This is a genomic window from Enterobacter sp. MGH 37 (assembly GCF_000534515.1).
Lineage (GTDB): Bacteria > Pseudomonadota > Gammaproteobacteria > Enterobacterales > Enterobacteriaceae > Enterobacter > Enterobacter kobei.
The window spans coordinates 91069-116847 of the sequence record NZ_KI973206.1 but is presented as its reverse complement, the minus strand read 5'-3'; the positions used below and the strand labels follow the sequence as shown (position 1 = coordinate 116847).

At 57.1% G+C, this 25779-nt stretch carries 24 protein-coding genes and 7 tRNA genes; 22 read left to right on the top strand and 9 right to left on the bottom strand.

Annotated features, from left to right (window positions below; genetic code table 11):
* Positions 1-75 precede the first annotated feature (75 nt).
* The 4 genes from L383_RS10525 (at position 76) to L383_RS10540 (ending at position 5016) form a co-directional block, all read left to right on the top strand.
* Complete coding sequence (locus tag L383_RS10525; protein WP_023331162.1) at positions 76-1089, top strand: LacI family DNA-binding transcriptional regulator; 1014 nt, start codon at positions 76-78, stop codon at positions 1087-1089.
* Between the two features lie 134 nt (positions 1090-1223).
* Positions 1224-1769, top strand: coding sequence for an electron transport protein HydN (gene hydN / locus L383_RS10530; RefSeq protein ID WP_008499565.1), 546 nt, complete (start codon positions 1224-1226; stop codon positions 1767-1769).
* 6 nt (positions 1770-1775) lie between these two features.
* The gene (gene hypF / locus L383_RS10535; protein ID WP_023331161.1) at positions 1776-3992 is read left to right on the top strand and encodes a carbamoyltransferase HypF; all 2217 of its coding nucleotides are present in this window, start codon (positions 1776-1778) and stop codon (positions 3990-3992) included.
* Position 3993: 1 nt separating this feature from the next.
* A complete protein-coding gene (locus L383_RS10540) occupies positions 3994-5016 on the top strand; it encodes a HoxN/HupN/NixA family nickel/cobalt transporter (RefSeq protein ID WP_023331160.1) in 1023 nt (340 codons plus the stop codon).
* A 71-nt stretch (positions 5017-5087) separates the two neighbouring features.
* Here the strand turns inward: L383_RS10540 and norW are convergent, their stop codons facing one another.
* Both norW and norV read right to left on the bottom strand, forming a co-directional pair.
* Positions 5088-6221 (bottom strand): NADH:flavorubredoxin reductase NorW, encoded by a 1134-nt coding sequence (norW, locus tag L383_RS10545; RefSeq protein ID WP_023331159.1) that lies wholly within the window; start codon positions 6219-6221, stop codon positions 5088-5090.
* Positions 6218-7666 carry an anaerobic nitric oxide reductase flavorubredoxin gene (gene norV / locus L383_RS10550; protein ID WP_023331158.1) on the bottom strand — a complete coding sequence of 483 codons (1449 nt, stop codon included), beginning with the start codon at positions 7664-7666 and terminating at the stop codon, positions 6218-6220. The genes norW and norV overlap by 4 nt, the downstream gene beginning before the upstream one ends.
* A 186-nt stretch (positions 7667-7852) precedes the next feature.
* Between norV and norR the strand changes: the two genes are divergently transcribed.
* Entirely contained in the window at positions 7853-9367 is a 1515-nt protein-coding gene (norR, locus tag L383_RS10555) for a nitric oxide reductase transcriptional regulator NorR (RefSeq protein WP_023331157.1), read from the top strand.
* Here the strand turns inward: norR and gutQ are convergent.
* From gutQ to srlA, 7 genes are all read right to left on the bottom strand, one after another.
* Complete coding sequence (gene gutQ / locus L383_RS10560) at positions 9364-10329, bottom strand: arabinose-5-phosphate isomerase GutQ (protein WP_023331156.1); 966 nt, start codon at positions 10327-10329, stop codon at positions 9364-9366. The two genes, norR and gutQ, sit on opposite strands and share 4 nt — an antisense overlap.
* Complete coding sequence (locus tag L383_RS10565) at positions 10322-11095, bottom strand: glucitol operon DNA-binding transcriptional repressor SrlR (RefSeq protein WP_014884990.1); 774 nt, start codon at positions 11093-11095, stop codon at positions 10322-10324. The genes gutQ and L383_RS10565 overlap by 8 nt, the downstream gene beginning before the upstream one ends.
* Positions 11096-11158: 63 nt before the next feature.
* Positions 11159-11518: a transcriptional regulator GutM gene (gutM, locus tag L383_RS10570; protein WP_023331155.1), complete on the bottom strand. Its 360-nt coding sequence runs from the start codon at positions 11516-11518 to the stop codon at positions 11159-11161.
* Between the two features lie 106 nt (positions 11519-11624).
* Positions 11625-12404, bottom strand: coding sequence for a sorbitol-6-phosphate dehydrogenase (gene srlD / locus L383_RS10575; protein ID WP_014884988.1), 780 nt, complete (start codon positions 12402-12404; stop codon positions 11625-11627).
* 14 nt (positions 12405-12418) lie between these two features.
* Positions 12419-12781 carry a PTS glucitol/sorbitol transporter subunit IIA gene (gene srlB, locus L383_RS10580; protein ID WP_014884987.1) on the bottom strand — a complete coding sequence of 121 codons (363 nt, stop codon included), beginning with the start codon at positions 12779-12781 and terminating at the stop codon, positions 12419-12421.
* 12 nt (positions 12782-12793) lie between these two features.
* Entirely contained in the window at positions 12794-13753 is a 960-nt protein-coding gene (locus L383_RS10585) for a PTS glucitol/sorbitol transporter subunit IIB (RefSeq protein WP_014884986.1), read from the bottom strand.
* Positions 13750-14313 (bottom strand): PTS glucitol/sorbitol transporter subunit IIC, encoded by a 564-nt coding sequence (gene srlA, locus L383_RS10590; protein WP_023331154.1) that lies wholly within the window; start codon positions 14311-14313, stop codon positions 13750-13752. Before srlA ends, L383_RS10585 begins: the two co-directional genes overlap by 4 nt.
* A gap of 252 nt (positions 14314-14565) precedes the next feature.
* On the opposite strand from srlA, the gene mltB reads away from it, so the two are divergent.
* From mltB to L383_RS10675, 17 genes are all read left to right on the top strand, one after another.
* Positions 14566-15666, top strand: coding sequence for a lytic murein transglycosylase B (gene mltB / locus L383_RS10595; RefSeq protein WP_023331153.1), 1101 nt, complete (start codon positions 14566-14568; stop codon positions 15664-15666).
* 265 nt (positions 15667-15931) lie between these two features.
* Positions 15932-16585, top strand: coding sequence for a metal ABC transporter ATP-binding protein (locus L383_RS10600; protein ID WP_023331152.1), 654 nt, complete (start codon positions 15932-15934; stop codon positions 16583-16585).
* The gene (locus L383_RS10605; RefSeq protein ID WP_023331151.1) at positions 16582-17442 is read left to right on the top strand and encodes a metal ABC transporter permease; all 861 of its coding nucleotides are present in this window, start codon (positions 16582-16584) and stop codon (positions 17440-17442) included. The genes L383_RS10600 and L383_RS10605 overlap by 4 nt, the downstream gene beginning before the upstream one ends.
* A 14-nt stretch (positions 17443-17456) precedes the next feature.
* Positions 17457-18335: a metal ABC transporter substrate-binding protein gene (locus L383_RS10610; RefSeq protein WP_032629455.1), complete on the top strand. Its 879-nt coding sequence runs from the start codon at positions 17457-17459 to the stop codon at positions 18333-18335.
* Between the two features lie 180 nt (positions 18336-18515).
* Positions 18516-18974 carry an IS200/IS605 family transposase gene (tnpA, locus tag L383_RS10615; RefSeq protein WP_023331149.1) on the top strand — a complete coding sequence of 153 codons (459 nt, stop codon included), beginning with the start codon at positions 18516-18518 and terminating at the stop codon, positions 18972-18974.
* A 202-nt stretch (positions 18975-19176) separates the two neighbouring features.
* Complete coding sequence (gene pncC / locus L383_RS10620) at positions 19177-19674, top strand: nicotinamide-nucleotide amidase (RefSeq protein WP_023331148.1); 498 nt, start codon at positions 19177-19179, stop codon at positions 19672-19674.
* Between the two features lie 89 nt (positions 19675-19763).
* A complete protein-coding gene (recA, locus tag L383_RS10625) occupies positions 19764-20822 on the top strand; it encodes a recombinase RecA (RefSeq protein ID WP_014884978.1) in 1059 nt (352 codons plus the stop codon).
* A gap of 68 nt (positions 20823-20890) precedes the next feature.
* Complete coding sequence (gene recX, locus L383_RS10630) at positions 20891-21391, top strand: recombination regulator RecX (RefSeq protein ID WP_014884977.1); 501 nt, start codon at positions 20891-20893, stop codon at positions 21389-21391.
* 131 nt (positions 21392-21522) lie between these two features.
* Positions 21523-24150 (top strand): alanine--tRNA ligase, encoded by a 2628-nt coding sequence (gene alaS / locus L383_RS10635; RefSeq protein WP_023331147.1) that lies wholly within the window; start codon positions 21523-21525, stop codon positions 24148-24150.
* A 241-nt stretch (positions 24151-24391) separates the two neighbouring features.
* The gene (gene csrA / locus L383_RS10640; protein WP_000906486.1) at positions 24392-24577 is read left to right on the top strand and encodes a carbon storage regulator CsrA; all 186 of its coding nucleotides are present in this window, start codon (positions 24392-24394) and stop codon (positions 24575-24577) included.
* Positions 24578-24919: 342 nt separating this feature from the next.
* Positions 24920-25012: transfer RNA gene (locus L383_RS10645), tRNA-Ser, on the top strand.
* Between the two features lie 4 nt (positions 25013-25016).
* Positions 25017-25093, top strand: a tRNA-Arg gene (locus L383_RS10650).
* A gap of 64 nt (positions 25094-25157) precedes the next feature.
* A tRNA-Arg gene (locus L383_RS10655) sits at positions 25158-25234 on the top strand.
* A gap of 29 nt (positions 25235-25263) precedes the next feature.
* Positions 25264-25340: transfer RNA gene (locus L383_RS10660), tRNA-Arg, on the top strand.
* Between the two features lie 29 nt (positions 25341-25369).
* Positions 25370-25446 (top strand) — tRNA-Arg (locus tag L383_RS10665).
* A gap of 29 nt (positions 25447-25475) precedes the next feature.
* Positions 25476-25552, top strand: a tRNA-Arg gene (locus L383_RS10670).
* 29 nt (positions 25553-25581) lie between these two features.
* Positions 25582-25658 (top strand) — tRNA-Arg (locus L383_RS10675).
* The last annotated feature ends 121 nt before the right edge of the window (positions 25659-25779 follow it).

Sequence of the window (25779 nt, the reverse complement as noted above, 5' to 3'; positions counted from 1 at the left end):
CGTGATTTCGCCGCTGCGACAATTTTTCTGCAGTGCAGTACACTGCGCTTCATCAGATTCAGATGGAATAACAACATGACCACGATGCTTGAAGTGGCGAAGCGGGCAGGCGTTTCGAAAGCGACGGTATCCCGCGTGCTGTCGGGAAATGGCTATGTCAGCCAGGAGACCAAAGACCGGGTTTTTCAGGCCATTGAAGAGAGCGGTTATCGCCCGAATTTACTGGCGCGAAACTTGGCGACCAAACGTACCCAGACCCTGGGGCTGGTGGTGACGAACACCCTTTATCACGGCGTCTACTTTAGCGAACTGCTGTTTCATGCCGCACGAATGACGGAAGAGAAAGGGCGGCAGTTGATCCTCGCGGACGGCAAGCACAGCGCCGATGAAGAGCGCGAGGCGATCCAGTATCTGCTCGATATGCGCTGCGACGCGGTGATCATCTACCCGCGCTTTTTGAACGTGGATGAACTGGATGCGATCGTCGAGAAGTGTGAGCAGCCGATTATGGTGCTCAACCGCCGCCTGCGGAAAAACAGCAGCCACAGCGTCTGGTCCGATCATAAAGCTTCCTGTCAGGACGCGGTGTCGCAGCTGATTGCAAAAGGGCACCGGGAGATTGCGTTTATCACCGGTTCGCTGGATTCCCCGACCGGCGTTGAGCGACTGTCCGGTTACAAAGATGCGCTGACGCAGCACGGTATTGCCCTGCGCGACGAGCTTATCACCGAAGGGAAGTGGAACCCGGCCAGCGGCGCGGCGGCGGTATCCGAACTGCTCGCACGCGGCGAACGCTTTACGGCGCTGGTGGCGAGCAATGACGACATGGCGATTGGCGCCATTAAACAGCTGCACGAGAGCGGCGTTGCCACGCCGGACGCGGTGTCAGTCATCGGCTTCGACGACGTGGCGATAGCGCCGTACATTGTGCCTTCGCTCTCCAGCGTGCGTATTCCGGTCACGGAGATGATCCAGGAAACCATCAGTCGTCTGATTTTCATGCTCGACGGCGGTGAATTCAAATATCAGCAAACGTTCTCCGGCGAGCTTATCCTGCGCGACTCCGTGACTGACGGCCCCCACTGCTGATGTCGACAGCTGTCATCGTCATAAGTGACGATGACAGCGCGACTGTGATTTTTAAAGTCGTTTAAAATCAATTGTTTAATAATTGGCACGGTTTATGAATAGCTCCGCGCATAACTGTAATGCTGGAGAAGCAGATGAACCGTTTTATTATGGCCGATGCCAGTAAGTGCATTGGTTGCCGTACCTGTGAAGTGGCGTGCGTGGTTTCCCATCAGGCGGAGCAGGATTGCGCATCACTTACCCCCGACACGTTTTTGCCACGCATCCACGTCATTAAAGGCGTGAATATTTCCACCGCCGCTATTTGTCGCCAGTGCGAAGACGCACCGTGCGCGAACGTCTGCCCGAACGGGGCGATTAAACGCGAGAAGGGCTTTGTGCATGTGATGCAGGAGCGCTGCATTGGCTGTAAAACCTGCGTGGTCGCCTGCCCGTATGGCGCGATGGAAGTGGTTGTCCGTCCGGTAGTACGCAACAGCGGTATGGGCCTGAGCGTGCGGGCGGAGAAAGCCGAGGCCAACAAATGCGACCTTTGCTACCACCGTGAAGCTGGCCCGGCCTGTATGGAAGCCTGCCCGACCCACGCGCTGGTCTGCGTGGATCGCGACAAGCTCGAGCAGATGAGCGCAGAAAAACGCCGTCGTGCGGCGTTTGACACCTCGTCATCGCTGCTGTTTTAAGTCGCAATGCGCGTTAACGGCGTACAGCTTCGGGTGCGTGGCAAAGTGCAGGGCGTGGGGTTTCGTCCCTTTGTCTGGCAGCTGGCGCACCAGATGATGCTGACGGGCGACGTCTGTAACGACGGAGAGGGTGTCCTGGTGCGTCTCGCGGGTAATGGGGGGGACTTTATCGCGAGGCTGCGCCAGGACTGCCCACCGCTGGCGCGGATTGACGACGTAGACACTCAGCCCTTTAGCTGGTCCGCTCTGCCGACGGATTTTACCATCCGCCAGAGCGAGAGCGGAGCGATGGACACGCAAATCGTGCCGGATGCCGCCACCTGTCCGGCGTGCCTGGCGGAGATGCGCGATCCCCGCGAGCGCCGTTATCGTTACCCGTTTATCAACTGTACCCATTGCGGCCCGCGCTTCACCATCATCCGCGCCATGCCCTACGATCGCCCGGCCACGTCAATGGCCGACTTCCCGCTGTGCGCACCGTGTGAAGCCGAGTATCGCAACCCGGCCGATCGGCGTTTTCACGCTCAGCCGGTGGCCTGCCCGGACTGCGGGCCAGCGCTGATGTGGCGAGCCGGGGAAAGCGTCGCCACGCGCGAACCGGCATTACGCGCCGCAGTGGAGAAGCTAAAAAGCGGCGGTATTGTCGCCATCAAGGGGCTGGGAGGCTTTCACCTTGCCTGCGACGCGCTTAACCCGCAGGCGGTGGCGACGCTACGGGCACGCAAACAGCGCCCGACGAAGCCGCTGGCGGTGATGATCCCCGATGCGGATGACCTGCCGGAGGCGATGCAGACCCTGCTACGCTCTCCTGCTGCGCCCATTGTGTTGACGCCCAAAGCCTCGCTTCCCGCGCTGCCTGAGGCCATTGCGCCGGGGCTAGATTGTGTCGGCGTGATGCTGCCTGCGAATCCGATTCAGCATTTACTGATGATGGACTGCCAGCGTCCGCTGGTGATGACCTCCGGTAACCTCAGCGGCCGCCCGCCTGCGATGACGAATCAGGAAGCGCTGGATGCGCTCCGCGACATGGCTGACGGCTTCCTGCTGCACAACCGCGATATTCTGCAACGGATGGATGATTCGGTGGTGGATCGGGATGGCGCGATGCTGCGTCGCGCGCGCGGTTTTGTGCCGGATGCCATCACGTTACCCGCCGGGTTTGACGATATCCCTGCCATATTGTCTACCGGGGCAGAGATGAAAAATACCTTCTGCCTGGTGCGCGGAAATCAGGCTGTGTTGAGCCCGCATTTTGGCGATCTCAGTGACGAGGGGGTCGACGCACAGTGGCGTTCGGCGCTGGCAATGATGCAACAGGTTTATGCCTTTAAGCCCGCGCGTGTCGTGTGCGATGCCCATCCGGCGTATCACGCCCGTCAGTGGGCGCTGGAGCAGGGGCTGCCCGTTGAAACCGTGCTGCATCATCATGCCCATGCGGCGGCGTGTCTGGCTGAAAATGGCTGGCCGCTCGGCGGTGGGGACGTTATCGCCCTGACGCTGGACGGGATCGGCATGGGCGAGAATGGCGCGCTGTGGGGCGGAGAGTGCCTGCGGGTGAACTATGTCGACTGCGAACATTTGGGTGGCCTGCCTGCCGTTGCGCTGCCGGGGGGCGATCTGGCAGCGAAGCAGCCGTGGCGCAATTTGCTCGCCCACTGCCTGGCCTTTGTGCCTGACTGGCAGCAGTTCCCGGAGACGCGGGCAGTGCAGGGCCAGAACTGGCCGCTACTGGCGACGGCGATCCAGCGTGGCATCAACGCGCCGCGGGCCTCGTCCTGTGGACGCCTGTTTGATGCGGTTGCCTGTGCGCTGGGCATCGATACGCAGTGCTACGAAGGCGAAGCGGCCTGCAGGCTGGAGGCGCTGGCGGCACGGTGCAACGGTGTGAAACACCCGGTTACGCTGTCGGTGGACGACCTTGCACTTTTCTGGCAACAGTGGCTTGCCTGGCAGGCGGAGCCCTGCGAGCGCGCGTGGGCGTTTCACGATGCGCTGGCCAGAGGGCTGTCGGAGCATGCCGCATCCCATGCCCGACGCTTATCGCTTTCAACAATCTGCCTCAGTGGCGGTGTGTTACATAACCGCCTGCTGCGCGCGCGCCTGCGGCATTATCTTTCTGACTTTACGCTTCTTTTTCCTTCGCGCCTGCCTGCAGGTGACGGAGCGATCTCCTTCGGGCAGGCGGTGGTCGCCGCTGCCCGGTCATGTTCACAAAGGATTTAAAATGTTACGACTGTTACGCAATGAACCTCGCGCCGCGCTTCTGCTGCTGGCACTGGTAATGGCAAATCTGCTGGCCTGGGGCTGGGCATGGCACACCTTCAGCGGCAGTACGGCGCTGATGGCGGCAAGTCTGCTGGCCTGGTGTTACGGGCTGCGTCATGCGGTGGATGCCGACCACATTGCTGCCATTGATACCGTGACGCGTAAGATGATGCAGCAGGGCAAACGCCCGTCCGGCGTGGGGGCGTGGTTCTCGCTGGGGCACTCCACCATCGTGGTGCTGGCTTCCATCGCTATCGCCGCCACCGCCACGGCGTTTCAGAAAAATATGGCATGGTTCCACGAGACCGGGAGCCTGATTGGCACCGCCGTTTCCGCCACCTTCCTGCTGGCGATGGCGCTGGTGAATATGGTGATTTTGCGCGGCGTATGGTGCAGTTTCCAGGCGCTGAAAAAGGGGCATGCGGCCCGCAGCGACGTGGAGCTTCCCGCCCAGGGTGGGGTGATGAGCTGGCTGTTTGGCAAAACCTTCCGCCTCGTCAATAAAAGCTGGCAGATGTACCTGGTGGGCTTCCTGTTTGGTCTCGGGTTTGATACCGCCACTGAAATTGGCGTGCTGGGGATTTCTGCCGCCAGCGCCTCCAGCGGGATGTCGGTGTGGTCAATCATGATTTTCCCGGCGCTCTTCGCCAGCGGTATGGCGCTGGTGGATACCCTCGACAATTTGCTGATGGTCGGTGCCTACGGCTGGGCGTTTAACAAACCGCAGCGCAAGCTCTACTACAACATGACCATTACCGGTACCTCCGTGGTGGTGGCGCTGTTCATTGGTGGGCTGGAAGCGCTGGGTCTGCTGATGGATAAATTTGCCCTTAGCGGCGGCATCTGGGATGCGGTGGGCGCGGTGAACGATAACCTCGGCAACGCCGGGTTTGTGGTGGTCGGGCTGTTTGTCGCCTGCTGGCTGATCTCCATGGCCAACTACCGCTGGCGCGGCTACGATGCGCTGGTGGTGAGCTCCTGAATTTTTGCCTCAACTCTCTTTTTGTTGTTTTGTAGGCCGGGTAAGCGCAGCGCCACCCGGCAATACGACGGTTAAGCAGGTAGCGATTTCAGCAGCGCGAACGCCTCCTTCATTCTCTCTTCGCTCACCACAAAGGCGCGCAGTTGGTCATCTGCGTCGATGCCGCGCGCCACCATCCCCTGTGATTCAATGGCGATTTGCCAGTTCAGATCCTGTCGCTGCGTTTCTCCCGCAAGGTGCAGCGGCAGGTCCGGCGTTTTCACCTTCACCAGCATCGGCGGAAGCTTTAGCGGCGCGCTGACGCCGATCAGGTTTTTCGCCAGGACCATGGCGCTCAACTGGATCGGTTGCAGAAACGGCAGCACCCGGCCATTAATTTCCGCGCAGTCGCCCAGGGCATAAATGTCCGGCTGTGAGGTTTGCAGGTAGCTGTCGACCTTTACGCCGCGGTCTGTTTCGGCGCCTGCGCGATGTGCCAGCGCGGTTTCCGGGCGCAGACCCGTCGCGGCAACCACCGCATCCACCTCAACGCTGCGGTTGCGGTCGAGCGCCCCACGAATGCCGCCTGCGGTTTTGCTCAGACTCTGTAACTGCGATTTGAGCAGCAGATGGACACCCATGTCGGTCAGTCGATGCTGTAAGCGGCTGCTTACTTCTGCGGGCATCAGCGCCGACAGAATGCTCGCCGCGTGGTCAACCAGGGTAACGGTTTTACCCGCGCGGCAGAAATCCATCGCCAGCTCGGTACCAATCAGCCCACCGCCGACGATCATCACGCGTTGCGCATCGCGAAGCCCCGTTTCGCTTGCCTGATACTCCTGCTGGCTGTTTAGGGTGATCATCAGCTCTCGCCCTTCAACGGGCGGCACAAAGGCAGAGGCCCCCGTGGCCAGCACCAGCTTGTCGTACTGCCAGATTTTGTCTTTCGCCTTCACGACGTGCGCGGCGGCGTCGATATCGGTAACCCAGGTGTAGGGAAACAGGCGCAGGTTAAACTGTTCCGCGAACTCCCCCGCCGTCTGGCGGGTGAGGTCTTCGGCGCGCTGATTCTGGCTGATGACATGGCTTAAATCAGGCTTGTTGTACTCATCCATGCTGTCGGCAGCGATCACCGTCACCGGCACGTTAGCGTCCTGTTTGCGGATATTTTTCACCAGCTGGCGGGCGGCGAAGCCCGAACCGATGATGACGATTCCGTGATTCATTTTGCCTCCGTACCCAGTTCGTCAAAGACGTCTTTACCGAGGGAACATTCCGGGCAGAGGAAGGTATCCGGCACGTCGCACCACGGCGTGCCCGGGGCAACGTCCTGAAGGGGTTCGCCCCGTTCCGGGTCATATATCCACTGGCAAACGCTGCACTGCATGCGTGGGCCGAGGTGTGCAGCAGCGGCAGCTGCACAGGCACAGGCTTCCTGCTGTTCGGTAGGTTTTGCAGACGCCTCAGGAAGCGGTGCGAGCGCCCACTGACGGGCAATGTCGCGGCCATGCTGACGGCAAATTTCCAGCGCGTCGATATCCGGGCGCCATTTCGCTTTCAGACTCAGGGACATCTCAAAACCTGCATCCTGCAGACGGGTAGAGAGGCGATCTACCGCGCCGCCGCTCCAGCCGTGAGAGCCAAACGCGCTGGCGCGTTTGTTGCGAAAACGCAGGCCGGTCATCTCTTCCACCAGGCCAGCAATTTTCGGCATCATCACGTTGTTCATCGTGGAGGTGCCCACCAGCACGCCTTTTGAGCGGAAGACATTGGTGAGGATCTCGTTTTTATCGCTGCGCGCCACGTTGAAGATTTTCACCGCCACGTTCGGATCCACTTCGTTGATGCCCTGGGCTATGGCGTCCGCCATCATGCGGGTGTTATTGGACATGGTGTCGTAGAAAATCGTGATGCGGTCTTCCTGATAATCCGCCGCCCATTTCAGGTACAGCTCAACGATCTGGGTGGGGTTTTCACGCCACACCACGCCGTGGGAGGTGGCAATCATGTCCACCGGCAGGTTAAAGCCGAGGATCTCGGTGATTTTTGGCGTCACCAGACGGCTGAACGGGGTCAGAATGTTGGCGTAGTAGCGCTGGCACTGCTCAAACAGTTCGGTCTGATCCACTTCATCATTGAACAGGCGTTCGTCACAGTAGTGCTGGCCAAAGGCGTCGTTGCTGAACAATACCGCGTCGCCGGTCATGTAGGTCATCATGCTGTCCGGCCAGTGCAGCATCGGGGTTTCAACGAAGATCAGCTGTTTGCCGTTGCCGATATCCAGCGAGTCGCCGGTTTTCACGGTGTGGAAATTCCATTCCGGATGATGGTGATGACCGTTGATCGAGTCGATGGCGTTGGTGGTGCAGTAGATCGGTGTATTCGGAATGTACGACATCAGCTCGGTCAACGCACCGGCGTGATCCTCTTCAGCGTGGTTGATGATGATGTAGTCGATTGCGTCGAGATCGATTTCGCTGCGCAGGTTCTGCACGAACTCGCGGCTGAATTTGTGATCGACGGTATCGATCAGTACGTTTTTGCCTTCACGGATAAGATAGCTGTTGTAGCTGCTGCCGCGCAGCGTTTTGTATTCCGTCCCGTGGAAATCACGCACCTCCCAGTCACGTTGACCCACCCAATGAATGTTATTTTTAACCAGAATAGACATAGCAACCTCAACGTAATACAGCGTTTTTGAATAAGATGATTTGCCTATATCACATAGCGTGCCAGCTTTTATTTTATTGATTTTAATGGGTTATTTTTTCTATAACTCGTGATGAGTAGTCATTATGACTATCCTGATGACGGTCAATATGACACTATTTATTGTCAAAATGACAGCGAGGCAGCCATGAGTTTTTCCGTAGATGTGCTGGCGAAGATCGCCATTGAACTGCAAACCGGTATCGGTCATCAGGACCGTTTTCAGCGGCTTATCTCCACGCTGCGTCACGTGCTGGCGTGCGATGCCTCGGCGCTGTTGCGCTACGAGGGGAGACAATTTATTCCGCTGGCTATCGACGGGCTCGCGAAAGATGTTCTCGGGCGGCGGTTTACTCTTGAAGGGCATCCGCGGCTGGAAACCATTGCCCGTGCGGGTGACGTGGTACGTTTCCCGGCGGACAGCGACTTGCCGGATCCCTACGACGGTCTGATCCCGGGGCAGGAGAGCCTGAAGGTGCACGCCTGTATCGGTCTGCCGCTGTTTGCCGGACAACACCTGATTGGCGCATTAACCCTCGACGGCATGTCGCCGGACCAGTTCGACACCTTCAGTGATGAAGAGTTAAGGCTGATTGCCGCGCTGGCCTCCGGGGCGCTCAATAACGCGTTGCTGATAGAACAGCTGGAAAGTCAGAATATTCTTCCCGGCAGCCCGTCGGCGTTTGAGCCGGTGGCGCACACGGAGATGATCGGCCTGTCGCCGGGCATAGCGCAGCTTAAAAAAGAGATTGAGATTGTCGCCGCATCCGACCTGAACGTGCTGATCTTCGGTGAAACCGGCACCGGTAAAGAGCTGGTGGCGAAGTCAATTCATGAAGCCTCACCACGCGCGGCCAACCCGCTCGTATACCTTAACTGTGCCGCATTGCCGGAGAGCGTGGCGGAAAGCGAGCTGTTTGGTCACGTCAAAGGGGCATTTACCGGGGCCATCAGCAACCGCAGCGGTAAGTTTGAGATGGCCGATAACGGGACGCTGTTTCTCGATGAGATTGGAGAGCTTTCGCTTTCGCTCCAGGCCAAACTGCTGCGCGTATTGCAGTACGGTGACATCCAGCGCGTGGGGGATGACCGCAGCTTACGGGTGGACGTGCGCGTGCTGGCGGCGACCAACCGCGACCTGCGAGAAGCGGTGCTGGCCGGGCATTTCCGCGCGGATCTTTTCCACCGTCTGAGCGTGTTCCCGCTTACCGTGCCGCCGCTGCGCGAGCGCGGAGAAGATGTGGTTCTGCTGGCGGGCTATTTCTGCGAGCAATGCCGTCTCAGAATGGGGCTTTCCCGCGTGGTACTCAGCCCGGGGGCAAGGGCGCATCTGTTGAGCTACGGCTGGCCGGGCAACGTGCGGGAGCTCGAGCATGCGATTCACCGTGCGGTGGTGCTGGCGCGGGCGACGCGTGCGGGTGATGAGGTTGTGATCCACGCGCGTCATTTTGCGTTGCACGATGACGCCGTGCAGGCGGTGGCTCAGCGTGTGCCGGAGAATGCAAATGAAAACCTGCGCGAGGCGACGGAAGCGTACCAGCGTCAGATGATTACCCGCGCGCTGGAGCAGAACAACCGCAGCTGGGCGGCGTGCGCGCGGGCGCTGGAGATAGACGTCGCCAACCTGCACCGGCTGGCGAAGCGTCTTGGGCTGAAGGGTTAAATAATCCCCGCCTGGTAGAAATCCTGCAGGTTGATGGCACCGCAGAGCTTGCCGGCGTCATCCACCACCGGTGCGGCGGTGATTTTGCGCTTCATAAGCACCTCTTTGGCCTCAATGGCGCGGCTGTCGGCATTCAGCGTCAGCCCGCCTTTGGTCATCGCGTCAGACACTTTCGTTTCCAGTTTGCCACCCCCCACCAGCCAGCGCCGCAGGTCGCCGTCAGTGAATACGCCCTGGACGCTACCGTGGTCGTCACACACCGCGACCAGCCCCAGCCCGGTGCGGCTCAGTTCCAGCATCGCGTCCATCACGCTGGTATCGAGCTTGACCTGGGGAATGGCATCGTCAGTGCGCATCAGATGATGAACCTTATTGAGCAGCCGCGCGCCGAGCGCGCCCGCCGGATGCGAGCGGGCAAAATCTTCTTCGTTAAATCCGCGCGCCTGCATCACCGCCATCGCCAGCGCGTCACCCATCATGAGGGTGTTGACGGTGCTGGAGGTCGGGGCAAGGTGCATCGGGCAGGCTTCACGCTCAACGGAAATATCCAGCGTCGCTTTGGCGGCCAGCGCCAGCGGCGAGCGGGATTTGCCGGTCATCGCCAGCAGAGCGACCGATTTCTCCTGCAGACGCGGAATAATAAGATCCAGCTCTTTGGCCGAACCGGAGTAGGAGATAAACAGCATCACATCGCGGCTTTCAATCATCCCCAGATCGCCATGCAGCGCCTCGGCGGGATGCACGAAGAAGGCCGGGGTGCCGGTGCTCGCCAGCGTCGCGGCAATTTTTTTGCCGATATGGCCGGATTTACCGATGCCCGCCACGATCACTTTGCCTTCGCAGTGGATAATCGTGTTGGCGGCGCGGACAAAATCCTCGCCCAGACGTTCTGGCAGGCGGCTGGCTTCCTGCAGCTCCAGCATCAGCGTCTGGCGGCCCGTTTCTAACAGAAAATCACTCATCTCTCTCTCCGGTTACGATCACGTCGATACCTTTCTCTTCCAGCGCCTTTTTGAACGCCGGATCAATCCCCGCGTCGGTAATCAGCTTATCAACGCTTTCAAGGCTACAGACAATGTTGGGACTTTTGCGGCCAAACTTCGACGAGTCTGCCATCAAAATCACTTCCCGTGCGGCGTTGCACATCGCTTTACTGACGCTGAATACCTCATTGAAGGTCGTGACGCCTGCGTTCAGATCGATGCCGTCGGTGCCCATAAACAGCTTATCGAAGCTGAAGTGGTCGAAAGCGTTCTCGGCCAGCTGACCGTGAAACGACGCCGATTTTTTGCGAAAGGTGCCGCCGGGCATCAGGATAGTCTGCTCGCTGTCAAATTCCGACAGGGCGTTGACGATATGCAGGCTGTTGGTCATCACCGTGATGTTGTTAAAGCGGCTGAGCAGGGGGATCATTTGCAGGACGGTGCTGCCTGCGTCGAGGATGATGGAATCACCATCGTGAATAAATTTAACGGCAGCCTCGGCAATAAGCGCTTTCTGGTGGGTATTGATCAGCGTTTTGTGATCGATAGGCGGGTCAGCTTCGTCCTTATTCAGCATCACCCCGCCGTAAGTTCGGATGACGGCGCCAGAGTTTTCGAGCAATACCAGGTCCTTGCGTATTGTCGTGCCGGTGGTGTCAAAGTAGTGGGCCAGATCCTCCACCGAGCATTTCCCCTGCTTTTGCAGATACTCGAGAATGGCCGCCTGCCGCTGACGTGGTTTCATAGGCGCTTCGTTCCTTAGGTTGCGAAATGATAATTTCGCAAGTCTATAGCTTTCACAACGAAATTATCCATGTTTCAGATTAAGCGCTAATGATAGTGCATTCTGACAGCCTGAATCATGGGGAAAGATCACATCAGGCCGTAATTCCTGCAGTGAAATGCCGTTGATTGCCTGGATTTTAGTCGGACGAGCAAACACCGTCATGCCACGCATGATCAGGGAATCGCATACGCAATCGTGTTCATCCAACGCAACGGCGACCACCACGCGCGGTTTAAAGCGTCCGCCGGAACGTCCGACGCCCACGCGACCTTTCTGACACAGGGCATCAAACGCGCGGTTGAACTGATGGATCTGCCAGCCGCCAAACGCCATCTGGCAGATCCAGGCGAGGGCGGCGACGGTGATGAGTGCGGTGACCATATTGACTCCTTTAATTGCCGGGTGGCGGCTGCGCCTTACCCGGCCTACGGTTTGAAGGTTTTTGTAGGCCCGGTAAGCGTTAGCGCCACCGGGCAAAACCGCTCGATCAGAACATCACCTGCCCGCCGGTGACGTTAATCGACTGCCCGGTGCAGTACGACGCTTTCGGGCTGGCGTAAAACAGCAGCATGTTCAGCACGTCCTGATAATCGCACCCGCGCTTCAGCGGCACTTTGTCGATGTAGTACTGCTCCACGTCCTCAGCCTTGATGCCGAGCTTGGTGGCGTACTGCGGCAGCAGGGACTGGAACATTGGCGATTTCAGCAGGTTGCCCAGCATCAGCGAGTGAACGGTAATGCCGTATTCAGCCAGATCCAGCGCCAGAGACTGCGTCAGCCCCACGCCGCCAAACTTGGCCGCGCTGTAGCCGGAGTTGTGCTTGCTGCCCACTTTCCCGGATTTCGAGTTGATCTGAATAATGCGCCCCTGGATACCGTCGCGGATCATCAGGCGGGAAAACTCGCGGGCGCAGAGGAAATAACCCACCAGATTGACCTGCAGCGAGCGGTCAAAATCCCCCAGTTCGAAATCGCTGATAAACGCCGCTTTCGCAATTCCCGCGCTGTAGACCAGCAGGTCGGTACGTCCAAAAATCTCGTCCACGCCGCGGGCGAGCGCCATTACGCTTTGCTCGCTGGTGGCGTCGGCACCAAACCCGTACGCCATCCCTTCACCAAATTCGGTGTTGATGGTGTCCGCCACGCGGGCGGCTTTTTCACTCTGAATATCCACGACCGCCACGCGGTAGCCTTCTGCGGCAAGCCCACGGCAAAGGAACTCACCTAAGGTTTGTCCTCCACCAATGACAACGGCAACCTGACTCATGTGTTTCTCCTTAATTACGCAACAAATTTTAACGTGCAGCCTGGGGTGACAGCCTGCGGAACCGGGCCCGCTACGTGAACCGTACCGGGATACTCCGCCTGCGGCTGTCCGTCAAAACGCAGGGTGATATGGCCCAGTTCGCGCAGGTTTTGCTCGGCGACATCGCCGACGGCGGTTACCGCATAGCGCGTCTCGCCCAGCTCCAGCTGGCTTCCTGCTTTCAGCTCGCCGTTAAGCTCGCCGTGGCAGTGAATAAAGCAAAACTCTTCGATATCCGCCGGGGCACCTTCGCGGAAAGTAATCAGCATCTGGTCGCTGAGCGCATCCGCTGCGCTCTGGCCGATGCGGGTAATGGTGGTCTGATAAATCACGGTCATCGCAGGAACCTCTTATTGATAGATAAAGCCGGAGACAAACCAGGCAATCAGCACCGTCGGCGCGCCCGTCAGGAAGCGGCTGACCAGTACGGACGGCACGCCTACGCGCACGGTGTCCTGGCGCGCTTCGGCCAGTGACAGTCCGACGGGGATGAAGTCGCACGCGGCCTGGGCGTTAATGGCAAACAGGGCGGGCAGGGCGAGGTGTGGCGGAATATTGCCGAGGCCAATCTGTACGCCAATCAGTACGCCGATGACCTGAGCGATCACCGCGCCCGGGCCGAGGAACGGCGACAGCAGCGGGAAGGAGCAGATCAGTGCCAGCGTCACCAGCCCGAGCGGGTGGCTGGCGAGCGGGGCGAGGCCGTGGGCAATCCAGTCGCCCAGGCCGGACGCCATGATGATGCCGATCAGCGCCGAGACGAACGCCATAAACGGCAGAATGGTTTTCAGTACCGTGTCGATGGTGTCGCGCCCGGACTGGAACAGCACCGCCACGGCGGAGCCCATCCCCATCCCGACCTTCGCCAGCAGGCCGTCGCTCTGCTCGGTGATTTTCTTGCTGGTGTCGTAATCTCGCGGGGCCACTTTTTGCGGCGCGGGACTGCCATTCACCAGAGTGATGTTGTCCTCCTTCACGCCCGACACATAGATGTCTTCAAGGATATACTGTGCCAGCGGGCCGGATTTGCCGGTGGAATGGATATTCACCGTCGGAATACGCCGCTTCGGATAGATGCCGCAGCGCAGCGTGCCGCCGCAGTCGATCACCGCCACGCCGATTTCCGCTTCCGGCGGCTCACCCTCTTTAAAGCCATCGACGGCTTCCCAGCCGGTCAGCTCACGCAGCTTATCGACGATCGCCGGGCGCGTGCCTGCGGTGATGTAAACGATCTTTTTGCCTTCGGTGGCGTCGAACTCCAGCGGGCCGCCCCAGCCACCCGTGCCTTTCTCAATGCGGATCCGGTTCATGCTGTGGCTCCTGAAAGATGGACTTTTTGTTCAAGCTGGATACCCATTTTTTTCTCGAAAATGGCGGTGGTGAGGTCTGTGACCCAGCCGCGGAAGAAGTTGGTCACCAGGCCAACCAGCAGGTAACTGACCGCCAGCGGGCCGAGCGGCAGACCAAGGGTGGTAAGGCCGCTGGCGATACCGAGGTAAACAAACAGCTCTCCGGGGTTGATGTGCGGGAACAGGCCGTTCATCGAATGGCAGCTGTAAGAGGCGGCGGCGTAATAACTCGGCTTGTACTTTTCTGGCATAAAGCGGCCGAGGCTTAAGGTCATCGGGTTGCAGAACACGAAGGTGCCGATGAACGGCAAAATCAGGTAGCGGGACAGCGGGTTCCCGGCGCAGCGCTGAGCGAAGCGTTCAATGCGATGCTGGCCGATAAAGTTAATCAGCGCGTTCATGATCACCAGCAGGCTGATCAGCAGGGGCAGGATCCCGGTCACCATGCCGGTGAACACTTCTCCGCCTTTCTGAAACAGCCCGATGAACCACTCGGCGCCGTGGGTGATGGTTTCTATCATTGTTCTCTCCTGTGGGGCTTTTTTGTTTTGTATTACTGGGGCTAATAATAATCACTTTGAAAGGTTTTAAAGTGTTATTTAGATCTCACAATGAAAGAAAAATGGATTATTTTGAAAGTTAATTGATGTGATGAATGATTTCCGGTGGAAAAAAGCACGGATTTGCGTTGGAGAGGTGCGTACCGCTTCCTTGAGGTGTTACGGATGCTTTACCATACTGGGTTCTTATCGAACCCGTTAAATGGATGTCTCATGTTCAAGCGTCGTTATGCAGCGCTGTTGCCAGCGCTTATTCTGCTGTCTGCCTGCAGTAGCAAACCTAAGACCGAAGCTGTTCAGCAAACGGCTGGCGCCCCTTCCGGAGGGTTCCTGCTGGAGCCGCAGCACAATATGATGCAGATGGGGGGCGACTTCGCGAATAACCCGGCGGCCGAGCAGTTCATTGATAAAATGGTGAGCAAACACGGCTTTGACCGCCAGCAGCTGCACGAAATTTTGTCCCAGGCAAAGCGTCTGGACTACGTGCTGCGCCTGATGGACAGACAGGCACCGACGGCACAGGTCCCTACCGGGCCAAACGGCGCATGGTTGCGCTACCGCAAACAGTTTATTACCCCGGACAACGTGCAAAACGGCGTGGTGTTCTGGAATCAGTATGAAGATGCCCTTAATCGCGCGTGGCAGGTATACGGCGTGCCGCCGGAGATCATCGTCGGGATTATCGGCGTGGAAACCCGCTGGGGCCGCGTAATGGGCAAAACCCGCATCCTCGATGCGCTGGCGACGCTCTCCTTTAACTACCCGCGCCGCGCGGAGTATTTCTCTTCCGAGCTGGAAACCTTCCTGCTGATGGCGCGCAACGAGCAGGACGACCCGCTCGATCTGAAAGGTTCGTTTGCCGGTGCGATGGGCTACGGCCAGTTTATGCCATCCTCCTATAAACAATATGCCGTCGACTTCAATGGCGATGGTCATATCAACCTGTGGGATCCGGTGGATGCCATCGGCAGCGTGGCAAACTACTTCAAAGCGCACGGCTGGACGCCAGGTGGTCAGGTAGCCGTGCAGGCGAACGGCGAGGCATTTGGTCTGGAAAACGGCTTTAAAACCAAATACAGCGTCGCGCAGCTGACGGCGGCAGGCTTAACGCCAACGCAGCCGCTGGGCAATGTTGACCAGGTAAGCCTGCTGCGTCTGGACGTGGGAACCGGTTATCAGTACTGGTACGGCATGCCGAACTTCTACACCATCACCCGTTATAACCACAGCACTCATTATGCCATGGCCGTATGGCAGCTGGGGCTGGCGGTCTCGCAGGCCCGCGTGCCGGCGGCGTCACCGTTTAGTCAGTAAGTCGCTCTGACGGGCAGGCCTGATGCCCTCACCCTGACCCTCTCCCACGGGAGAGGGTCGTTTTACAGAAACATTTCGCCACACTCCCTTTTCAAACCCGCCATTTACATCTCAATCACCTTTCATTATTGTTATGTTATAACATTTAACATGGTGTCGAGATGTCAACGTCCCTTTTCTCTCTGTCTGCTCCGGTTCGGCTTTTACTGGCGCTGGTGCTTATTGTTTTTATCGGGCTGGCCGTGCGCTGGGCGGTGGCGCTGCCATGATCCTGATGAACGAACTGGTCGCGGGCTATGACCGCCAGCCTGTAACGCGGCCCCTCTCAGGCACGATTGAGCGCGGCAGTATGACGGCTATCGTCGGCGCCAATGGCTGCGGAAAATCCACGCTGCTGAAAACGCTCGCCGGGTTTATTCCTCCCGTGGGCGGCAGCTTTCGCTGGCAGGGTAAGCGCCCGGTGATTGGCTGGCTGGCACAGCGCCACGCACTCGAGGCGCAATTTCCGCTCACCGTTCAGGACGTGGTGAGTATGGGCTGCTGGCCGGGCATATCGCTCTTATCCGGGTTTCGTCGGGAAACGCGGTTACGCATTGCCAGCGCGCTGGAGCGGGTCGGGCTGGCGTCGATGGCGCTTTCCACCATTGATGAACTCTCCGGTGGGCAGTTTCAGCGCATGTTATTTGCCCGCGTTTTAGTGCAGCAGGCACCGCTTGTGATGCTCGATGAGCCTTTCACCGGCGTCGACGAAGCGACCTGCAACGTGCTGATGGATCTAATGCTGGAGATGTATATGCAGGGCCAGACTCTGCTTGCGGTATTGCATGACAGCGAGCGTGTGGCACGCCACTTCCCGCAAACATTAATGCTGGATGCTGACATTCCCCACTGGAAAACCGAGCGGGTGAGGGTGGCATGATTTGGCATCTCTTTTTCCAGCCGTTTATTGAGTACGGCTTTATGCGTCGTGCGCTGGTGGTCTGCCTGGCCCTTTCTGTCAGTACAACCGCACTCGGCGTATTCCTCCAGCTGCGCCGGATGAGCCTGATGGGTGATGCCCTTTCTCACGCCATTTTACCCGGTGTCGCCGTAGGGTATTTGCTCAGCGGTATGTCGCTGCTGGCGATGAGTATCGGTGGTTTTATTGCCGGCATTACCGTGGCGCTGGTGGCCGGCCTGGTCAGCCGACGCACGCCGCTTAAAGAGGATGCCAGCTTTGCCGGATTTTACCTTGGCTCACTGGCACTGGGCGTCACGCTGGTGTCGCTGCGCGGGTCGAATGTCGATCTGCTGCATCTGCTGTTTGGTTCCATTCTTGCGGTGGACAACGATGCGGCGCTGTTTGTCACGGGCGTTTGCATGTTCACCCTGATAACGCTGGCGATTTTCTATCGTGGGCTGGTGACCGAAGCCTTTGATACCGCCTGGTTGCAGGTCAATGCCCGCGGGTTGCCCGGCCTGCTCCACGGACTGTTTCTGGCGCTGCTGGTGCTTAACCTGGTGGCCGGTTTTCAGGTGCTCGGCACGCTGATGGCCGTCGGGCTGATGATGCTCCCGGCGGTGGCGGCACGCTGCTGGGTGCGCACATTGCCAGGTTTGCTTTTGATGGCCGGCATCAGCGGAATTTTCTGCGCGTGGCAGGGCTTAAGTTTGTCCTGGGCAATCAGTCTGCCCGCCGGACCGTCCATTGTGCTGACCGCCAGCGCGTTGTTCTTTATTTCTGTTTTATTTGGCACGCGAAGCAGGCTGGCTGGCAGTCTGCGCGCGCTTTTTTAAGGCAAGGGGAAACGATGAAACATACAGGATTAGTGATGGCGCTTGCGCTGGGTATGCTGTCGAACGGCGTGATGGCGAAAACGCTGAATGTGGTGACCAGCTTTTCGATACTGGGAGATATTACGCAGGAAGTGGGCGGCGACCATGTGAACGTGACGACGCTGGTCGGGCCGGACGGCGATCCGCATACCTTCGAACCGTCACCTAAAGACAGCGCGGCGCTGAGCAAGGCTGACGTGGTGGTGGTCAACGGCCTGGGGCTGGAAGGGTGGCTCGACCGTCTTGTGAAAGCCTCCGGTTTCAAAGGGCAGCTGGTTGTGGCCTCAACCGGGGTAAAAACGCACACGCTCGAGGAAGATGGAAAGACCGTGACCGACCCGCATGCCTGGAATAGCGCGGCGAACGGTGCGCTGTATGCACAAAATATTCTGAACGGGCTGGTGAAAGCAGATCCAGAGGATAAAGCGGCACTGGAGGCTTCAGGCCAGCCGTATATCGCGCAACTGACGCAACTGGACGGCTGGGCCAAAACCCGCTTTAGCCAGATCCCACAGGAAAAACGTAACGTGCTGACCAGCCATGACGCATTCGGCTATTTTAGCCGCGCGTATGGCGTCACCTTCATGGCACCGCAAGGGCTCTCTTCAGAGAGCGAGGCCAGCGCAGCGCAGGTCGCTGAGATTATCAATCAGATCAAAGCCGATGGCGTGAAAACCTGGTTTATGGAAAACCAGCTCGATCCGCGTCTGGTGAAGCAAATTGCGACGGCGACAGGCGCGCAGCCGGGAGGCGAACTTTACCCGGAAGCCCTGTCGGCAAAAGGTGGGGTTGCTGATACCTACGTTAAGGCATTTCGCCACAACGTGAACACCCTCGCTGACAGTATGAAATAACCTCCCCCATAGCCGGTGCGCCCGCATCGGCTTTTTTGTGCCCAGAAAACCCCCAGCTAGGCTGGGGGTTCCGGAAAGCTTTCAGCTTTAAGCCAGTTATTAAAACCCCTTTTGATTTGTTAAAACACCTTGCGGTCTGGCAACTGCAAATGTTCAACAAGAAATCAAAAGGGGGTCCCAATGGGGGACGAAAAGAGCTTAGCGCACACCCGATGGAACTGTAAATATCACATAGTTTTTGCGCCGAAGTACCGCAGAAAGGCGCTCTACGGTGAAAAACGCAGGGCGGTAGGCAGCATATTGAGAAAACTGTGTGAATGGAAAGGCGTGAACATCCTGGAAGCAGAATGCTGTGTAGATCATATCCATATGCTTGTGGAAATCCCGCCCAAAATGAGCGTATCCGGCTTTATGGGATATCTGAAAGGGAAAAGCAGTCTGATGCTTTACGAGCAGTTTGGGGATTTGAAATTCAAATACAGGAACAGGGAGTTCTGGTGCAGAGGGTACTACGTCGATACGGTGGGTAAGAACACGGCGAAGATACAGGACTACATAAAGCACCAGCTTGAAGAGGATAAAATGGGAGAGCAGTTATCGATTCCATATCCGGGCAGCCCGTTTACGGGCCGTAAGTAACGAAGTCTGATGCAAATGTCAGATCGTATGCGCCTGTTAGGGCGCGGCTGGTAAGAGAGCCTTATAGGCGCATCAGAAAAACCTCCGGCTATGCCGGAGGATATTTATTCTGAAGCCCCCTCGTAAAACCCGAAGCGCATCCCCATATTTGACGAGAAAGTGCTATCTTGTGCTGCACGTTTTTCTGAAGCCTGGAGCGAGAATGACTGACCATGAATTGATGCAGCTTAGCGAGATAGTCGGACTGGCGCTTAAGCAACGCGGGGCGACCCTTACCACCGCGGAATCCTGCACCGGCGGCTGGGTGGCGAAAGCGATTACCGATATTGCCGGCAGTTCCGCCTGGTTTGAACGCGGCTTTGTGACCTACAGTAACGAAGCTAAAGCACAGATGATTGGCGTGCGTGAATCCACGCTGGAACAGCACGGCGCGGTCAGCGAGCCGGTGGTGATCGAGATGGCCATTGGCGCGCTAAAAGAGGCGCGGGCAGATTACGCGATTTCAATCAGCGGCATCGCGGGCCCGGACGGCGGCAGTGACGTGAAGCCCGTAGGCACCGTCTGGTTTGGTTTTGCGACCTCAAAAGGTGAAGGGATCACTCGCCGGGAGTGCTTTAGCGGCGACCGTGAAAGCGTGCGTCGTCAGGCAACGGAATATGCGTTAAAAACGCTCTGGCAACAATTTCTACAAAACACTTGATACTGTATGACCATACAGTATAATTGCACCAACAGAACAGAAATCCACGGTGAAGCACAGTCGCTTCTCCCGGCATGACAGGAGTAATAATGGCTATCGACGAAAACAAACAGAAAGCGTTGGCGGCAGCACTGGGCCAGATCGAAAAGCAATTCGGTAAAGGCTCCATCATGCGCCTGGGTGAAGACCGTACCATGGATGTTGAAACGATCTCCACCGGTTCGCTTTCTCTGGACATCGCGCTGGGCGCGGGCGGTCTGCCAATGGGCCGTATCGTAGAGATCTACGGGCCAGAGTCCTCCGGTAAAACCACCCTGACGCTGCAGGTGATTGCTGCGGCACAGCGCGAAGGTAAAACCTGTGCGTTTATCGATGCCGAGCACGCGCTGGATCCTGTTTATGCGCGTAAACTGGGCGTGGACATCGACAACCTGCTGTGTTCTCAGCCGGACACCGGTGAGCAGGCGCTGGAAATTTGTGACGCGCTGGCGCGCTCTGGTGCTGTTGACGTTATCGTGGTCGACTCCGTTGCTGCACTGACGCCAAAAGCGGAAATCGAAGGTGAAATCGGCGACTCTCACATGGGCCTCGCGGCACGTATGATGAGCCAGGCGATGCGTAAGCTGGCAGGTAACCTGAAGCAGTCCAACACGCTGCTGATCTTCATCAACCAGATCCGTATGAAAATTGGTGTGATGTTCGGTAACCCGGAAACCACAACCGGTGGTAACGCACTGAAATTCTACGCCTCTGTCCGTCTGGATATCCGCCGTATCGGCGCGGTGAAAGAGGGTGAAAACGTCGTTGGTAGCGAAACGCGCGTGAAGGTTGTGAAGAACAAAATCGCCGCACCGTTCAAACAGGCTGAATTCCAGATCCTCTACGGCGAAGGGATTAACTTCTTCGGTGAGCTGGTTGACCTGGGCGTGAAAGAGAAGCTGATTGAAAAAGCGGGCGCCTGGTATAGCTATAACGGTGACAAAATTGGTCAGGGTAAAGCGAATGCGATTTCCTGGCTGAAAGAGAACCCGGCTGCGGCGAAAGAGATTGAGAAGAAGGTGCGTGAGCTTCTGCTGAGCAACCAGGACTCTAAACCTGATTTCGTGGTGGATGCTGCGGATGCTGAAGAAACCAACGAAGACTTTTAAGTCTCTCGTGTAAAGATGAAGGGCTGCTGATGCGGCCCTTTTTGCATTTCTGAATCTGCAGGTTTTATATGAGTGAACCGACCACACGCCGACCCGCCTACTCGCGCTTGCTGGACCGTGCCGTACGTATTCTTGCCGTGCGTGACCACAGCGAACAGGAGCTAAGACGAAAACTGTCAGCGCCTGTCATGAGCAAAAACGGGCCGGAAGAGATTGATGCCACTGCCGAAGATTATGACCGCGTGGTTGCCTGGTGCTATGAACATCATTACCTCGATGACGAACGCTTTGCCGCCCGCTTTCTCGCCAGCCGCGGACGTAAAGGCTACGGTCCTGCACGCATCCGCCAGGAACTGAATCAGAAAGGGGTAGCCCGGGAATCGATTGAAAAAGCGATGCGTGAATGCGACACAGACTGGTGTGAACTGGCGAAAGAGCAGGCGATTCGAAAGTACGGCGAACCGCTGCCGCGTGATTTTTCAGATAAAGTCAAAATCCAGCGCTTTTTGCTCTACCGCGGCTTTCTGATGGAAGATATTCAGGATATCTGGCGCAATTTTGTGGATTGAACGCATGCGGGATTTTACTTCCCACCAAAGAAAACTTATCTTATTCCCACTTTTTCCAGTAGCTGGTCTGTCCAACGGTTTATCGATACAGGCTGGCTGCGACATTTCGTTAGCTTGATTTCAGGATAATTATGAGCAAGAGCACCGCTGAGATCCGTCAGGCGTTTCTCGATTTTTTCCATAGTAAGGGACACCAGGTTGTTGCCAGCAGCTCCCTGGTACCGAACAACGACCCGACTTTACTGTTTACCAACGCCGGGATGAACCAGTTCAAGGATGTGTTCCTTGGTCTCGACAAGCGTAATTATTCCCGCGCCACAACCTCACAGCGTTGCGTGCGTGCGGGCGGTAAACACAACGACCTGGAAAACGTCGGTTACACCGCGCGTCACCACACGTTCTTCGAAATGCTGGGTAACTTCAGCTTCGGCGACTATTTCAAACACGATGCCATTCAATATGCGTGGGAACTGCTGACCGGTGAAAACTGGTTCAACCTGCCGAAAGAGCGTCTGTGGGTTACCGTCTATGAAACCGATGACGAAGCCTACGAAATCTGGGAAAAAGAGGTCGGTATCCCGCGCGAGCGCATTATTCGCATCGGTGATAACAAAGGCGCGCCATACGCGTCTGACAACTTCTGGCAGATGGGTGATACCGGTCCTTGCGGTCCGTGCACCGAGATCTTCTACGATCACGGCGACCACATCTGGGGTGGACCTCCTGGCAGCCCGGAAGAAGACGGCGATCGCTATATTGAGATCTGGAACATCGTCTTCATGCAGTTCAACCGTCAGGCAGACGGTACCATGGAGCCGCTGCCGAAACCGTCCGTTGATACCGGTATGGGCCTGGAGCGTATTGCCGCCGTGCTGCAACACGTTAACTCCAACTACGAAATTGACCTGTTCAGCACCCTGATCAAAGCCGTTGCGGAAGTGACCGGTGCGACCGATCTGAACAACAAATCGCTGCGCGTGATTGCAGACCACATTCGTTCCTGTGCGTTCCTGATTGCCGACGGCGTAATCCCGTCGAATGAAAACCGTGGCTATGTGCTGCGTCGTATCATTCGTCGTGCGATCCGTCATGGCAACATGCTGGGCGCGAAGGACACCTTCTTCTACAAACTCGTTGGGCCACTGATTGGCGTGATGGGTGCAGCCGGTGACGAGCTGAAACGCCAGCAGGCGCAGGTCGAGCAGGTTCTGAAAACCGAAGAAGAGCAGTTTGCCCGTACGCTGGAGCGCGGTCTGGCGCTGCTGGATGAAGAACTGGCAAAACTGAAGGGCGACACGCTGGATGGCGAAACCGCTTTCCGCCTGTACGACACCTACGGCTTCCCGGTTGACCTGACGGCGGACGTTTGCCGTGAGCGTAACATCAAAGTTGACGAAGCGGGCTTCGAAGCCGCGATGGAAGAACAGCGTCGTCGTGCGCGTGAATCCAGCGGTTTCGGCGCAGACTACAACGCGATGATCCGCGTTGATAGCGCGTCTGAATTCAAAGGCTACGACGCACTGGAGCTGACCGGTAAAGTGACCGCCCTGTTTGTTGACGGTAAAGCCGTAGACAGCATCAGTGCAGGTCAGGATGCGGTTGTCATTCTGGACAAAACGCCGTTCTACGCTGAGTCCGGCGGCCAGGTTGGCGATAAGGGCGAACTGAAAGGCAATGGTTTCAGCTTCAGCGTAAGCGACACCCAGAAATTTGGTCAGGCGATTGGTCACCAGGGCAAACTGGTTTCCGGTTCGCTGAAAGTGGGCGAGGGCGTGCAGGCGAATGTTGATGAAGCACGCCGTGCGCGTATTCGTCTGAACCACTCTGCAACCCACCTGATGCACGCTGCCCTGCGCGACGTGCTGGGCACCCATGTTGCACAGAAAGGTTCTCTGGTTAATGACAAAGTGCTGCGTTTCGACTTCTCGCACTTTGAAGCGATGAAACCGTCGGAAATCCGTGCGGTGGAGGATCTGGTGAACGCTCAGATCCGTCGTAACCTGCCGATCGAGACCCATATCATGGACCTCGAGGACGCGAAGAAAAAAGGTGCGATGGCGCTGTTTGGTGAGAAATATGACGAACGTGTTCGCGTACTGAGCATGGGCGACTTCTCGACCGAACTGTGCGGTGGTACTCACGCATCGCGCACCGGTGACATCGGCCTGTTCCGCATCGTTTCCGAGTCGGGTACGGCGGCTGGCGTGCGTCGTATTGAAGCGGTAACCGGTGAAGGCGCAATTGCCAGCCTGCATGCGCAGAGCGATCAGCTGCACGACATCGCGCAGCTGCTGAAAGGCGATAGCCAGAATCTGGGCGAGAAAGTGCGTGTTGCGCTGGAGCGAACCCGTCAGCTGGAAAAAGAGCTCCAGCAGCTGAAAGAACAGGCTGCGGCGCAGGAGAGTGCAAACCTCTCCAGCAAAGCGGTAGACATTAAGGGCGTCAAACTGCTGGTCAGCGATCTGGCGGGCGTTGAGCCTAAGATGCTGCGTACTATGGTCGACGATCTCAAGAACCAGCTTGGTTCTACCGTTATCGTGCTGGCGACAGTGGCAGAAGGTAAGGTTTCTCTGATTGCGGGCGTCTCTAAGGATGTGACCGACCGCGTAAAAGCAGGGGAACTGATTGGTATGGTCGCCCAGCAGGTGGGTGGCAAGGGAGGCGGTCGTCCGGACATGGCGCAAGCCGGTGGTACGGATGCGGCGGCACTTCCGCAAGCTTTGGCCAGCGTAGAAAGCTGGGTGAGCGCGAAACTGTAATAACTACAAAGCACAATCAGACGCCATAGCGGCAACGTTATGGCGTCTTGTTCACTGTGCTATCGATAACGATAAAGTCAGGTTGAGTTTGTGTATATCGGCTAAACTTACGTTTAACAGAATGTGATGCCGTGACTGCTTACACTTTACGTGTTTGTCATCGCTTACTTTTTGGCGTTATATGATGGATAATGCCGGGATACAAGAGACCCGACTCTTTTAATCTTTCAAGGAGCAAAGAATGCTGATTCTGACTCGTCGAGTTGGTGAGACCCTCATGATTGGGGATGAGGTCACCGTGACAGTTTTAGGGGTAAAGGGTAACCAGGTACGTATTGGTGTTAACGCTCCTAAAGAAGTATCTGTCCACCGTGAAGAGATCTACCAGCGTATCCAGGCTGAAAAATCCCAGCAGTCCAGTTACTGATATTGTCGCGTCTCGCTGTCGGGCGAGACGCAACCCTCCTGTCATTTTTCCTGCTCAACGTTACCGTTTCATTTCAACCGCTCTCTTTTTAACCACTCTACTATTCTTAACGCGCCCCAACCCCAGCCTTTCTACAAACGTTTTTTGAGAAGTTCGATGCAAAATCCGCTTATAAAACACCCTCTTTGCGGGTTTTACATGCGAATTGCGTGTGATTTGTGCAAACGATAAAAGCTTTTGGAAAATTGTTTGACTTATAAGTCCCAGAAAGTAATATATGCGCCACGCAGCGACGAGAAGCTCTTAACGAGTTACTCGAAGCACTCGAAAGAGGCGTTGTGTGGTGAGGTGGCCGAGAGGCTGAAGGCGCTCCCCTGCTAAGGGAGTATGCGGTCAAAAGCTGCATCCGGGGTTCGAATCCCCGCCTCACCGCCATTTTGCATCCGTAGCTCAGCTGGATAGAGTACTCGGCTACGAACCGAGCGGTCGGAGGTTCGAATCCTCCCGGATGCACCATCTATTACTTCATATTGCTTTCGAAGTGATATGAATATCGAGCAGTACAGTAGTAAATCCCGATGCATCCGTAGCTCAGCTGGATAGAGTACTCGGCTACGAACCGAGCGGTCGGAGGTTCGAATCCTCCCGGATGCACCATTTACTATTTCTGAAAGCAGTTCCCTGATGCATCCGTAGCTCAGCTGGATAGAGTACTCGGCTACGAACCGAGCGGTCGGAGGTTCGAATCCTCCCGGATGCACCATTTACTATTTCTGAAAGCAGTTCCCTGATGCATCCGTAGCTCAGCTGGATAGAGTACTCGGCTACGAACCGAGCGGTCGGAGGTTCGAATCCTCCCGGATGCACCATTTACTGTTTCTTAAAGCATTTCCCTGATGCATCCGTAGCTCAGCTGGATAGAGTACTCGGCTACGAACCGAGCGGTCGGAGGTTCGAATCCTCCCGGATGCACCATTTACTGTTTCTTAAAGCATTTCCCTGATGCATCCGTAGCTCAGCTGGATAGAGTACTCGGCTACGAACCGAGCGGTCGGAGGTTCGAATCCTCCCGGATGCACCATATTCTCCGAGATAACAGCCATACTGTTGTTTCAAGGTCTGCGAGTTAAACGCAAGCACCAGGGAGGATAACGTTGCTTCAGCAACGGCCCGTAGGGCGAGGCGTAGCCGAGTAATCCTCC

What these genes read in the sequence shown, in the direction of transcription:
- L383_RS10525 (WP_023331162.1), top strand. Translation starts at nt 76, where the DNA reads ATGACCACGATGCTTGAAGTGGCGAAGCGGGCAGGCGTTTCGAAAGCG.
- hydN (WP_008499565.1), top strand. Translation starts at nt 1,224, where the DNA reads ATGAACCGTTTTATTATGGCCGATGCCAGTAAGTGCATTGGTTGCCGT.
- hypF (WP_023331161.1), top strand. Translation starts at nt 1,776, where the DNA reads ATGCGCGTTAACGGCGTACAGCTTCGGGTGCGTGGCAAAGTGCAGGGC.
- L383_RS10540 (WP_023331160.1), top strand. Translation starts at nt 3,994, where the DNA reads ATGTTACGACTGTTACGCAATGAACCTCGCGCCGCGCTTCTGCTGCTG.
- norW (WP_023331159.1), bottom strand. Translation starts at nt 6,221, where the DNA reads ATGAATCACGGAATCGTCATCATCGGTTCGGGCTTCGCCGCCCGCCAG.
- norV (WP_023331158.1), bottom strand. Translation starts at nt 7,666, where the DNA reads ATGTCTATTCTGGTTAAAAATAACATTCATTGGGTGGGTCAACGTGAC.
- norR (WP_023331157.1), top strand. Translation starts at nt 7,853, where the DNA reads ATGAGTTTTTCCGTAGATGTGCTGGCGAAGATCGCCATTGAACTGCAA.
- gutQ (WP_023331156.1), bottom strand. Translation starts at nt 10,329, where the DNA reads ATGAGTGATTTTCTGTTAGAAACGGGCCGCCAGACGCTGATGCTGGAG.
- L383_RS10565 (WP_014884990.1), bottom strand. Translation starts at nt 11,095, where the DNA reads ATGAAACCACGTCAGCGGCAGGCGGCCATTCTCGAGTATCTGCAAAAG.
- gutM (WP_023331155.1), bottom strand. Translation starts at nt 11,518, where the DNA reads ATGGTCACCGCACTCATCACCGTCGCCGCCCTCGCCTGGATCTGCCAG.
- srlD (WP_014884988.1), bottom strand. Translation starts at nt 12,404, where the DNA reads ATGAGTCAGGTTGCCGTTGTCATTGGTGGAGGACAAACCTTAGGTGAG.
- srlB (WP_014884987.1), bottom strand. Translation starts at nt 12,781, where the DNA reads ATGACCGTGATTTATCAGACCACCATTACCCGCATCGGCCAGAGCGCA.
- L383_RS10585 (WP_014884986.1), bottom strand. Translation starts at nt 13,753, where the DNA reads ATGAACCGGATCCGCATTGAGAAAGGCACGGGTGGCTGGGGCGGCCCG.
- srlA (WP_023331154.1), bottom strand. Translation starts at nt 14,313, where the DNA reads ATGATAGAAACCATCACCCACGGCGCCGAGTGGTTCATCGGGCTGTTT.
- mltB (WP_023331153.1), top strand. Translation starts at nt 14,566, where the DNA reads ATGTTCAAGCGTCGTTATGCAGCGCTGTTGCCAGCGCTTATTCTGCTG.
- L383_RS10600 (WP_023331152.1), top strand. Translation starts at nt 15,932, where the DNA reads ATGATCCTGATGAACGAACTGGTCGCGGGCTATGACCGCCAGCCTGTA.
- L383_RS10605 (WP_023331151.1), top strand. Translation starts at nt 16,582, where the DNA reads ATGATTTGGCATCTCTTTTTCCAGCCGTTTATTGAGTACGGCTTTATG.
- L383_RS10610 (WP_032629455.1), top strand. Translation starts at nt 17,457, where the DNA reads ATGAAACATACAGGATTAGTGATGGCGCTTGCGCTGGGTATGCTGTCG.
- tnpA (WP_023331149.1), top strand. Translation starts at nt 18,516, where the DNA reads ATGGGGGACGAAAAGAGCTTAGCGCACACCCGATGGAACTGTAAATAT.
- pncC (WP_023331148.1), top strand. Translation starts at nt 19,177, where the DNA reads ATGACTGACCATGAATTGATGCAGCTTAGCGAGATAGTCGGACTGGCG.
- recA (WP_014884978.1), top strand. Translation starts at nt 19,764, where the DNA reads ATGGCTATCGACGAAAACAAACAGAAAGCGTTGGCGGCAGCACTGGGC.
- recX (WP_014884977.1), top strand. Translation starts at nt 20,891, where the DNA reads ATGAGTGAACCGACCACACGCCGACCCGCCTACTCGCGCTTGCTGGAC.
- alaS (WP_023331147.1), top strand. Translation starts at nt 21,523, where the DNA reads ATGAGCAAGAGCACCGCTGAGATCCGTCAGGCGTTTCTCGATTTTTTC.
- csrA (WP_000906486.1), top strand. Translation starts at nt 24,392, where the DNA reads ATGCTGATTCTGACTCGTCGAGTTGGTGAGACCCTCATGATTGGGGAT.